General features: G+C 46.6%; 8 protein-coding genes. All 8 read left to right on the forward strand.

Translation table 11 applies throughout. From position 1 onward, the window contains the following. Positions 1-4 precede the first annotated feature (4 nt). Positions 5-838: a carbohydrate ABC transporter permease gene (locus tag ASG89_RS09020; RefSeq protein WP_057307816.1), complete on the forward strand. Its 834-nt coding sequence runs from the start codon at positions 5-7 to the stop codon at positions 836-838. 75 nt (positions 839-913) lie between these two features. Continuing rightward, the gene (locus ASG89_RS09025; RefSeq protein WP_057310259.1) at positions 914-2,650 is read left to right on the forward strand and encodes a sensor histidine kinase; all 1,737 of its coding nucleotides are present in this window, start codon (positions 914-916) and stop codon (positions 2,648-2,650) included. Positions 2,651-2,677: 27 nt separating this feature from the next. Continuing rightward, entirely contained in the window at positions 2,678-4,225 is a 1,548-nt protein-coding gene (locus ASG89_RS09030; protein ID WP_057310260.1) for a response regulator transcription factor, read from the forward strand. 1,149 nt (positions 4,226-5,374) lie between these two features. Continuing rightward, positions 5,375-6,340 carry an ABC transporter permease gene (locus ASG89_RS09035; protein ID WP_063867797.1) on the forward strand — a complete coding sequence of 322 codons (966 nt, stop codon included), beginning with the start codon at positions 5,375-5,377 and terminating at the stop codon, positions 6,338-6,340. Positions 6,341-6,390: 50 nt separating this feature from the next. Next, entirely contained in the window at positions 6,391-7,260 is an 870-nt protein-coding gene (locus ASG89_RS09040; RefSeq protein ID WP_057310336.1) for a carbohydrate ABC transporter permease, read from the forward strand. Positions 7,261-7,343: 83 nt separating this feature from the next. Further along, complete coding sequence (locus ASG89_RS09045; protein ID WP_057310261.1) at positions 7,344-8,939, forward strand: extracellular solute-binding protein; 1,596 nt, start codon at positions 7,344-7,346, stop codon at positions 8,937-8,939. A 74-nt stretch (positions 8,940-9,013) separates the two neighbouring features. Further along, on the forward strand, positions 9,014-11,380 hold the full coding sequence (locus ASG89_RS09050) for a helix-turn-helix domain-containing protein (RefSeq protein ID WP_057310262.1): 2,367 nt from the start codon (positions 9,014-9,016) through the stop codon (positions 11,378-11,380). A gap of 23 nt (positions 11,381-11,403) precedes the next feature. Beyond that, positions 11,404-12,498: a TolB family protein gene (locus tag ASG89_RS09055; protein WP_057310263.1), complete on the forward strand. Its 1,095-nt coding sequence runs from the start codon at positions 11,404-11,406 to the stop codon at positions 12,496-12,498. The last annotated feature ends 13 nt before the right edge of the window (positions 12,499-12,511 follow it).

The raw sequence follows: 12,511 nt of genomic DNA on the forward strand, positions 1-12,511 counted from the left end.
GTAGATGAAACTTTCCCAAAAGTCTAGGGCTATCTTGGTGCTCGTTTCCTTAGCCTTGTTAATTATCCAAATATACCCACTTTTCTGGATCTTTATATCCAGCTTTAAGGACCCGCGAGAATTTTCCAGCAATAATCCGCTTAGTTTGCCAAGCCAGTTCACACTTCAGAACTACTTGAACGTTTGGAACAAAGGAAACCTCGGCACGTACTTTATGAACAGCCTCATTGTGGCCATTTCGTCGATCGTGCTCATTATCGTGCTTAGCGCGATGGCGGCATTCGTGCTTGAAAAGATGCGATTCAAGTGGAGTAACGGATTGCTTTTCTTTTTTCTGTGTGGCATCATGATTCCGATTCAGGTGGTTTTGATCCCGCTGTTTATGATTTATAACAAGACTGGACTCATGAATACACTGCTTTCCTTAATCCTGCCTCAGGTTGGATTCGCGCTGCCGATTTCCGTATATTTGTTTGTTAGCTTTTATAAGTACATCTCCAATGAGATCATTGAAGCAGCTGTCATGGACGGATGCGGGATATATCAGGTGTTTTTGCGAATTATCTTTCCGTTGTCCCGAAATACGATCGTGACGGTCGCCATCATGAATCTGATCTTTATTTGGAACGAGTTCATTTTCGCCAATACGTTTATCCACAATTTAAAATTCCGGACTATCCCCGTCGGACTGATGGACTTCATTGGGCAGTACGGATTGACGGATTGGGGCGCGACGTTCGCGGCGATCAGTCTAACCACGGTTCCGACGTTGCTCGTGTATTTCGTCTTTAACAAGAGTGTAATATCTGGGATGACGGCAGGAGCTACCAAAGGTTGATATCCCATGCCTTCACGGTTGGAGTTATAATAAGTGATGAGGCCATCACCCATCTACTGCCGAGAAGGAGACATTATGAAATGGACTAAGCCATTCCTTGCGATCAGCATTCGAAGCAAAATTATCATCTTGTGCATTATCAGTTCGTTGGTGCCGCTCCTTTTAATTGCTTCATTCACGTTTATATATTTAAGCAAGGCTATCGAGCACAAATTTTCGGACACAACGACTAATCTGCTCAGTTCGATCAACTGGAACATTCAGACATTCGTTAACGATGTTGAAGGTATCTCCAAGCTGATGCTGTCTTCACGGGATGTTCAGTCTTTTCTGACGTATAACAAAGACAATTTTAAGGAAATTTATCGTCTGCAGACCGCGACCCGGGATTTTGCCATCAACATGACTAATAATAAATCGTATATCAGGTACCTGTATGTCGGTAGCCCGCAGCGGGAATTAATCGTAACTAATCAGTGGGACGCCCTAACGAACGACAACATTTACGGAGCTGTAACTCATTCCCGGTGGTACAGTCAAGTGGATGATATACAAGGCCGAGGCATATGGCTGAATAGCGATGAGTTTCACATTCTCAAAACGCCGGACCTGCTTCTCTATGGAAAAAGGCTCAACAACCTCGACACGCTGGAACCGATCGGCTTGATGATCATCTCCATCGACCGTCGGGTATTTGACGATATGTTTCGCGATATCAATAAACCGGCAAACGGGAACCTACTGATTCTTGAGCAGGACAGATTGATTTATTATAACGCACAGACCGGGATGCAAAATCCACTGAATGAACAGGACTTAAAGGTGATTTCTGCTTTGCCTGACAAAGGGACCCAAATCCAAACGATAGACGGAGAACAATACGTGATCACGTTCGATACGAACGCAAGCACCCAGTGGAAAGTGGTCAGTATGATTCCATTTAACAGCATCAACTCCGAAATCGCATTCATTCGAAACCTGACGATCGGATTGACGCTGGTGGCTTTCCTGCTGGCAGCAGGAGGCGCGTTCTTAATTTCTGATAGAATTACGAAGCAATTGACTCTCCTCACATCTGTGGCGTGGAAAGCGGCAAGGCGGGAAGAAATCGAAGGCATCCACTTTAAAGAAAAAGATGAAATCGGCAGAATCGGCAACCAGTTTATTCGGATTTTCCGGAATAATTCGGAGTTGACAGATAAGCTAATGGAAGCGAAACTGAAAGAAAAAGAAGCGGAACTGATAGCATTGCAAAGTCACATTAATCCTCATTTTCTATATAATACGCTGAATTCCGTATATATGATGGCAGAGAAGATCGGGGCCAAGAACATTTCGAAAATGGTTATGTCACTATCCAACATTTTCAAGCTCAGTTTGAACAACGGCGAGTATATTACCACAGTCGGCAATGAAATTGAACAAGTGAAAAATTATTTGGAGATTCAGAATATCCGCTATTACGGGAAATTCGATGTAGAGATTGATTTGGAACCGGGCATTGAAAAGGTAAGTATGCTTAAGCTGCTAATTCAACCTCTGGTCGAGAACGCGATTTATCATGGAATAGAATTGAAAGAAGACAAGGGGAGTATATCCATTCGGGGCCGAATGAATGAGAGCGAACTACTTTTTGAAGTTGAGGATGATGGAGTAGGTTTTGATCCAACCATTGCTCGACCAAGGGGATATGCATTAAAAAATATCCAGGAAAGAATTAAGCTGCAATATGGTCAGGAATACGGAATCTACGTAGACAGTACACCGGGCGTCGGTACCAAAGTCAAACTTGTAATCGGCATTATGAAATGACTCACGAAGTGAAGGTGGGAGTACAACATGTATAGACTTTTCATAGTGGATGATGAACAGTTGGTTGTGGAAACATTATCAACGATGATCAACTGGAACGATTACGGAGTTCAGATTGTGGGAACGGCGTACAATGGTAAACAAGCCCTGAACCAGATTATCCAAACGGAGCCGGATATCGTTTTAACGGATATACGGATGCCAGGTCTGAACGGACTTGAGTTAATCCGTGCCGTTAAGGAACATGGGATCAAAGCGGAGTTCATAATCGAAAGTGGATATTCAGAATTTGAATACGCCAAGGAAGCGATTGAATTAGAGGCTGTTGATTATCTCATTAAGCCGGTGGAATTGAATGAGGTCGCTAATACAGTTAAGAGAGCCATTGATCGTTTAGAACGGAAGTTTGAAAAAAACGTAATTCGTCCGAAACGTCGGATTGCTGAAGCATTGGATCGGGCCGTACTTACTGATCTTGTTGTTCACGGGAAGGCTCCTTCGTTCGACCATAAGCCATTTGAGCAATATACCCAGTATTCCGCAATTGTGATAAGCAGTGCGACAACGCATTGGCTAGAACGTTTGAAAGCCGATGGTATTACAGATTCCATATTGGATTTTTTCTCCTCAAAAGGTATAACGGTTGATCTTCTTTATGAAAAGCAAAAGATCATCTTATTATGTATGGTTTCATTAGATGATCCAGACCAATTGAGGGAAATCCTTAAGCTCGCAGCATCCAAATTCTCGTATGGCATTACTCCGGATTGCTTGTCATTGGTGTTCGGGACTGGCACTATAGTCTGGGATATTATGGATGCCCATAAATCGTATTTAGCTGCGGATGGAGCTTGCCAAATGGGGTTATTTTTCAATATTGCTGTGATTGATGGCAATAGGTGGCTAGAACTCTCATACGTTTCCGAACAATTTGCATCGGAGTGGCTCGAGGTAATAATCCCGTATTCCCGAAAATTTGAGGAAATGCTCAATTTGTGGACGGATAAGGGATCGAGTGGTTTGATCACTCCCTTCATCATTAAGAAGACGGCCGTACAGTGGACAAACTGGATGCTTAATAAGATCGAGGAAGATTATAGCGTAAAAATCGAGAAAGTAATTGGTGACCGCTCAACGCTGCTCGATAATATGCTGCAAGCATCAAGCTGGTCGTCATTAAAGAAGGAATGTCACGAACTGTTGAAGAGTGTCCAATTCTTTCTGAATGTGACTAAAACTACGCTCAAAGAAAAATTGGTTCAAGAGATCAAAACGTATCTCGAGGCACACTACTGTGAGAATATTCAGTTGGATCAATTGGCGGAACACGTTGACCTCAGTGCCTCTTATATTAGCAATTTATATTCCAAATCGACTGGACAGACAATCTTGGAGTACATCACTTCCTTACGAATCCAAAAGTCGAAACAACTGCTGAGGGAAAGCAGTCTCAAAATTTCTAGAATATCAACATCTGTTGGATACGATAACCAAAGGTATTTCGGTCATGTATTCAAGAAGCATGTCGGCATTAGCCCAGGTCAGTATCGAGAGGATCACATGATTCAACAGTGAAAGTTACCTGTTAATGGTACGAACTAATATCAGATTGTAGGGTAAGGAAAACGACTAAAGTTGCGAGGGGAAGAACGTGTTATTAGGAGCAATTGAAGGCGGAGGTAATAATTTCTGGTTGTTACTTGCAATTTGTAATGGTTGAAATGCCTATAAGGAGGAGTATAAGGATGATGAACTACCCTTTTTGTTATCTCGATACCGATAATGTTCGGTAGTAGCAGTATAGTAATTGACTAGGAAGAGACCCACCAAGAAAAAGAATTTGGCAGGTCTCTTCATGTTGTGTCACGCATTGCATGGCGATTAACCAGCAGGTGAAAAGCGTACAGGTATATTTCTCATGGGCTCAGCAGTGCTCAGTATCCCGACTATGGAGCAGAATGTTTTTTCTAAGGCTGATTTCAAAGTACGATTCCAACAATTCTATGATCCTTACTAAATGATATAACATGAGAGACAAAAACGAGACTGGCTAGACGTACGTATGCAACGGAGCAATAATTAAAAAAGCCAATTTTTAATCGGCTCTTTGTTTTTTGGAGTCTGACAGCTGAATGCTTCACTATTGTGATTTATCCATTTGTTTGATAACATCACCTCCTGAACACAACTATCGGGTGATAAATAAGTTTTGATCGGACAATTGAAGTCTTTCGTGGATCCATTGAGAAAAAATTAACCCTTTAGGGTGCGTTGCAGTGCAAGTGAAAGGAACTCAGGTTAGTTACTTTTCTGGAACTACTCGTTCTTTATAATGACTTTATCGATGGTTACCATCTACACGTTGATCCCAGCGAAAAGGGATATACTTCCCAAACAATGGGCTTTTTCTCAATAATAGTGCCGAATTAATAATATTTGTTGTGCAGATTTTGAATCAATTGATTCATATATTAAAGAGCAAACAATCATGGAAGGAAATCTAATCCATGAGAAATCGATTCCCGCAAAGCCGTTTTTCCCAGCCCGTGCGCCCAGCGCACGGGCTTTTATCATGAAAAGAATAGGAGCGCAAAAATTGTGTAGCCCTCAAAGCAAGAGAAGCTGAGAACCTCAAAAAGTGAGACTTTCTATATAAAACTACGGTTGGTATGGTGGGTTCAAGCCGAATCACAACAGGCTAAACAGAAAGGAAGGTGACCATACATGATTTCACAACCAATCGCCAAAGATGGAATCCGTGGAAGCGCTAGAGGGAAAGCTTCACGAAGATCGTTGTGGAGGGATCTGAAGCGCAGGCCATTTCTGTATTTGCTGCTTGTCCCCGTTATCGCTTACTTCATTGTATTTAAGTACTTTCCATTATATGGGGAAATCATCGCATTTAAAGATTTTCGGCTGGCAGACGGCATTTGGGGCAGTAAATGGGTGGGGCTGGACCAATTCAATCGGCTGCTGCACAGCAGCGACCTGATCAAGATCGTTCGCAACACGCTTCTATTAAATCTATATGGACTGTGCATTGGGTTTCCTGTGCCGATCGCACTCGCCATCATGCTGAACGAAATCCGGGTGGAATGGTACAAGCGAGTTGTGCAGAACCTCCTCTACTTGCCGCATTTTTTATCGTGGATTATTCTCGGAACGATCGTCATCGGACTACTTTCCCCTGGCAGCGGGTTTGTCAATTATGTCCTGAAGGCGTTTGGACTTGATCCGATATATTTCATGGGAAACACCTTTTGGTGGCCCCTCGTCTATGTATTTTCCGGCATATGGCGGGATGCAGGCTTCAGTACCATTCTTTATTTGGCGGCAATGTCCAGTATTGACCCGCATCTGTATGAAGCTGCCCGTATCGACGGCGGCGGCAAAGTGCGGCAAATCTGGCATGTGACGCTTCCTGGTATCCGAAGCACAATTGCGCTCATGCTTGTTCTGCAAATGGGCCGCATGTTCGACGTTGGCTTCGAACACGTCTGGGTGCTGACCAATCCAATGGTGACCAGCGTTTCCGACGTGATGAGTACTTACATTTACAGACTCGGGCTTGTCAACCTGCAGTACAGCTACACAACCGCGATTGGATTGGTTCAATCCCTCGTTGGCTTGGTGCTCGTGCTTTCGGTGAATCGCATTATTCGGGCGATGGGAGAGCGAGCGTTATGGTAGCGAAGGATGCGGCTGGAGGCAAATTCAATCACCGAAAGGAGGGGCGGCGGATGATCGTTTGGAAAGAGCGCGTGCCCCGTTTACTACTTTATCTCTTTTTAGGTTTGTGCACGTTCTCGACGTTGTTTCCGTTTCTGAATGTGCTGGCGGTTTCCCTTAGCTCGGGCGAAGCCATACGCGCCGGCTACGTTTCGATATGGCCGAGACAGTTTTCGTGGGATGCCTATCGCAACTTGATTGATGACGGGCAGCTATTCGTAGCGATGAAAAATACGGTTGTGATGACCGTTGTCGGCACCTCACTAAACATGGTAGTTACGATCATGGCGGCATACCCGCTGTCCAAAATGGATTTGCGCGGACGGGGACTGGTCCTCGGAATGATTATTTTTACGATGCTTTTCAGTGGAGGGCTAATTCCTCAGTTTCTACTCATTAAAAGCTTGGGACTTATGAATACGTATTGGTCGCTTTGGCTGTCTGGCCTCATCAGCACGTACAACTTTTTCGTCCTGAAGACCTTCTTCGAAGGTTTGCCGAGTGAGCTTGAAGAGTCGGCATCCATCGATGGGGCGAAGGACTGGGTCGTGCTTGTGCGTATCGTTCTTCCGCTGGCGCTTCCAGTTATCGCAGCATTGACGCTCTTCTATGCGGTGGCATGGTGGAATGCGTATTATAACGTGCTCATCTTTATTAAGAGCTCAACCCAAATGTCTTTGATGGTGAAGCTCTACCAAATGATCGACAACCTCGATCCAGCGCTATTGATCGGGGACACGACAGACGGGAACAATGCGCTGCCGCCGGAAGGCGTGCGAGCGGGAGCCGCTATGCTTGCTTCACTGCCGATTCTGATCATTTATCCATTTCTTCAAAAATATTTCGTGAAAGGCGTCTTGATGGGCTCAGTTAAAGGCTAGCTAGTTTAACGTCAGTTATTGGCACTGTTCATAATGGCGCTAAGCGCCTTGTGATATAATCAATCCATGTGGGAGGTCATAGTATGAAGAGAACAAAACGCTGGGTGTTAGGTTCAACGATTTTGGCAATGACGCTGGGAGCGGCTTTAACCGGCTGTGCGAAAACCGAGGAAGGGGCGAGCGGCAGTCCAACTCCGTCAGCAGCAGGTAAGGTTGAAGATAAGTACGATAAGCTGCCGAAGGCTATTAGTGTCACGATGTACGACCGGGGGGCCGTCGCCGCAGAAGAAGGCTCCTACGAACAGAATCGCTGGACCAAATGGATTCAGGAACAATCCGGCGTCCAGGCCAAATATGTGCCGGTTCCCCGCAACCAGGCGCAGGATAAACTGAATACGCTGATTGCTTCTGGCGAAGCGCCCGATCTGATCTGGGATTTTGACCGTAACTATATCGGTACGCTTGTCACACAAGGCGTCATTCAGCCCATCGACGAGTACATAGAGAAATACAGCACGGTACTGAAGAAGTATATTAGCGAAAATCCCGATTTAAAGCCGTTGATGACATTCGATGGTAAAATATATGGAATTACAACAAAACGGCCGATGAACAACTTGGCTAATGCTGGCATGTGGATTCGGCAGGATTGGCTGGACAAGGTTGGCATGAAGGCTCCGACGACAGAGGAAGAATTTTTTGCAGTTACGAAAGCCTTTAAGGAGAAAGGTTTATCCGGGAATACGAACGCACCTGTCGTTTCGATGTATGTTTGGTCTAACGTGATCTCCGGCCTTTATGCGACACATAGCACGCAATGGTATCTCGAAGGGGGCAAAATGATCAATGCCAGATTCGTGGACCGCAACGTAGGAGCGATTTCATTCGAAAGGAAGCTGTATGAGAATGGGTATATCGATAAGGAGTACTTGACGGATAAGAACAGTCAGAAAATGATGACGGACTGGGCGCAAGGTAAATCGGGCATCTTGATCGGCACTGTCGGCAGCGGTATTGACAGCTACATGAAGGATTTGATGAAGAACGTTCCCGATGCGAATCCGGTGCCGCTGGCCGCTTTTTCAACAAAGTACGGGAAATTTGGCGTATACCAGGAAACTGATGCTAATATTTTTGTAGCTTTCAATAAGGATATGAAAAATCCAAAAGCAGCGATTCAATATCTCGACTGGTTGCTCGATAAAGGCTGGTACTCACTGAAAAACGGTGTGGAGAACACGCATTACAAATTGGTAAGCGGCGTCCCTCAGGTGATAGACGCGGACAAATTTAAGAAAGAAGTCGCCTATGCAAGCGAGTATGCGATTGTAAAGGACGATGCCAAGACGTTCAAGCCGGAGGATTTGATTATAAAAGCTGCTCAGGATCCGCTTTCGCAGCGCTGGGCGAAATTGAATGTTCAAGCAATTACTACAGCGCTTAGCGTGCCGTTCCGACGTGATATGCCTTATGTGCCGAGTCTGCCGGATATCAATAATGTGTTTGCGAGCATTGGGCCTAAGCTTGACGAGATCCGCACAAGAGCCATCGTAAAAGGTGATATCACGCCAGAGCAAGCGCTTGATATGATACGTAAAGAGTACAAGAGCGCTGGCGGAGACAAGACAGATCAAAGCGCGCAAGAATGGTACCAAAAGAATAAAACGAATTTCAAATAATTCGGTATGGGAATAAATGGGGCCTGTTGGTCCCGTTATTTCCTCGTTTATCGAGAACTCGAGGGGGCAGAGGTATGTTTTGGCGACAAAAAAGAAGCCGTTCGAAGCGCGCAATGTCGATGATTTTGCTTTTTTTGAGCCTATGCATTGTTTCGACAGCAGGCCTGTCTTATTTCATCACGACCGATCATCTTCAGGCGGAAGTCGAGCAAACGAACATGTCGTTGCTCCACGAGGTAAACGGTAAACTGCTGTTGGTGCTGAAGGCGATCGACTCGGAGGCGATGCAATTTTTGCGCAGCCGTGATATGAGGACGTTTATGGAGGATGATGCTGCTGACCAGCAGGATACGATCAATATCAACAACCGAATCGGCGATATGCTGATGAGCAATGATACCATTTTTTCAATCGATCTGTATTCCTATGCGAAGAAGCGCTGGTCGCAGACGAACCCGTTTCAGACGCCGGAGCCAGGCCCCGATTATCAATGGATTCGTGCGTTTGAACGATACAAAGGCTTTTATCAGTGGATCGGCACACGAAAGCTGTCAATCGATGAGTCGGGCAACATTCGGCACAACGTCATGACGCTCATTCGCTCCTATCCGCTTACACATGGAGAAGGATACCGGAAAGGCGCGGTCGCTTTCAATGTCGATGAGCGATCCATTTATAATCTGATCAAAAACGCGATCGATCCTTCTCTTGGTTATTTATTTCTGGCGGATGCGCAAGGAGCGGTCCTCAGTCATTCTGATAAATCGTTGATTGGCACGCAAACAGGCGAGTTGCTTTGGTCGAAAGAAATGAACGAACGAGAGGAAGGGCAATTCCGTACGAAAATAAATGGGATCAACAGAACCGTCTTTTATATGAAGAGCCCGTATACGGGTTGGGAAATCATTAGTGTGGTGTCCGAATCTGAGCTCAGCAAGCCGCTGGTCCAGGTGCGGAACACATTGTTTGGCATTTCGATCATTCTGCTGCTTCTAGCAGGCGGCATGGCGATGGTATTGAACAGTTGGATGTTCCGGCCTGTGAATCGGGTTCTCTCGAATGTGACGAAACAGCTGCAGGCGTATGGCGGATATGAAAGAAAAGACGAGCATACGGCAGACGACGAATTCAGCGGCATCGAAGTTTCCTTGTCGTACATTTTGGCGGACAGCAACCGCATGTACAGGCAAATGCGCGAAACACAGCCTGTTATCAAATGGCGGCTTGTGATGGATGCGCTGATCGGCGCACGCAAAAATCCTGGCGAGCTGTTGCCCAGCCTAGAAGCGATCGGATTTCCGCTGCATGCGAAGCAGTATAATGCGATGGCTGCCGAATTCGATGGGAAGATGGGGATTGCCACTCCGCAGGATCTTCATTTATATAGCTACGCTCTCTGCAATGTGGCGGAGGAGATGATCAACACCGAGTACCGAGGGATCGCCATTGAAGCGAGGGACGGTTTGGTGGTTATTGTGATCAGCTTTGACGATGAAAACGGGGAAGCGAATCTACTGCGGGCGCTGGCGGTTGCCGAGATGATCAAGAGCTACGTGGAAGAACAGTTCAAGCAGACGATTTCGATTGGACTAGGCCGTATGACGCAAGATTTGGGCGAACTACAGCATTCGTATCACGACGCGATGTCGGCGCTGTCGTACAAAATGATTCTCGGCGGCAACACAATTATCTCCAGCGAAGATATTCGCGAGCCAGCGAGCGGGGAGTTTTTGCGCTTGCTTGGCATGACGGATGGGATTGTTGACTCGCTGCGGCTGACAGATAGCGAGAAGATGGCGAAGCAGACGGAGCGTTGGTTCGGTGAGATGGCTGGCAGCGGCGCTGCGCCGGATATGATTCGCCAACTCGTTGTGCATTTTATGATGAAGGCAGCCAAGGCAGTAGGCGAGATCGATCCGGCACTGCTCGAGGAGGCGCCTTCGCATCGGCTATTCGATCTGCTGAGCCAGTACGAAAGCATCCATGAGTTGTCGGATTACGTCATCGAGCAGCTTGCCCGATACGCAGGGCAAATTGAGGAGAGACGAAGCAATCGAGAGCGAAACGACGTTGTTGAGCGGATTACCGCTTTTATTGATGCTCACTATATGCACAGCGATTTATCTTTGAATTATTTGGCAAGCGAGTTCAAGCTAAGCGTGTCTCATGTGAGCCGCATATTTAAAGAGCAAACGGAAAGAAATTTCATTGATTATTTGATGGATATTCGCATGAGTAAGGCGAAGGAGCTGCTCGCCGGCTCCGATATGCTGATCCGCGATGTATCGGGGGCGGTCGGCTACACGAACGTCAACAGCTTCGTACGGATTTTTAAGAAAAGTACAGGATTTACCCCAGGTGAATATCGGGAGCGGGAGCAAGCGTCGCTAAGAGAAGCCGATGGTGCTAATGAAACCGACGAAGTTGATGGTGCCGAATAAGAATGCAACAGGAGGTACGGACGATGCTGAAGAGTACATCGTTTACAGATACAATCACGGGGCTGCCAATCCTCGCGATTGGGTCTGAAGGAGGTGATACGGGACATCACTACTATACGGCGATGTCGTGGTTGTCGAACAACAGACATGTGATCGTACACACGGATATGGACCGGGAGACGTGGACAGGTAATATCGTGCGTTTCGATACGGAAACGGGTGATGTGCAGTTGCTGGAGGAAAGCCTGAAATGGGGACGCGGGGTCGTTTCGTGTGATGATATCTTGTATCTATTCGACAAGAATGAGTTGTATGCAATTGATGCGTGGAGCGGCGAACGGCGTACGATTTGCAAGCTGGAAGAGCATTGTACGTTCTTTGGGCCATTATCGATTACGAACGATGGCAAGACGCTTGGTGTCTACTGGAAAGAGCAGCTTCTTCGTTCCGAAGATGCTGCATCTCGGGAGGCCGATTGGGTGATAGGCACTGTCCATACGGCGAGCGGGGAGATGCGCGAAGTAGCCCGTCCGCGTTTTGACGAGCCTTATCCGGTGGCGAATCATGCCATGATCAATCCTGTTGATCCGAATCAAGTGTTCTTTTCCCATGAGGGCGCTACGGAGCAAATTCCGGATCGGCTGTGGGCGGTCGATACGCGAACCGGAGGTATGCGTAACCTTTTTTCGCAGAAGAAAGAGGAGAGCGGATTGCCAGTCGAATATGTTGGGCACGAAATGTGGGCGTTCGACGGCAGTGGACTGTACTTCGTGAAGTATCCGCATAGTCCGGATAAACCGACAGGCGTATATTTCGTGGATCACCGGGGCGAGCGGCACGAGTTCATTAACGGAGACTACAGATATTGGCATGTCGGTATCAGTCCCGACGGCCGATATGCGGTCGCGGATACGCAGGAACCCGGTATTTCCAAAATCGTGCTCATCAACACGGCTACGAAACAGTCCGAGCTGCTTTGCGAGCTTCCTTGCCGTGGGATGCATCCTGGACACCCGCATCCATCGTTTAGTCCGGACAGCCGTAAGGTTACCTTTACATTTTCGGATGAGCATGATCGGCTCCATGTCGGGATTATGGATATTGGCGACCGATTGTAGCTAGGTGAGGATT

It is taken from the genome of Paenibacillus sp. Soil766 (assembly GCF_001428105.1).
Classification (GTDB): Bacteria; Bacillota; Bacilli; order Paenibacillales; family NBRC-103111; genus Paenibacillus_E.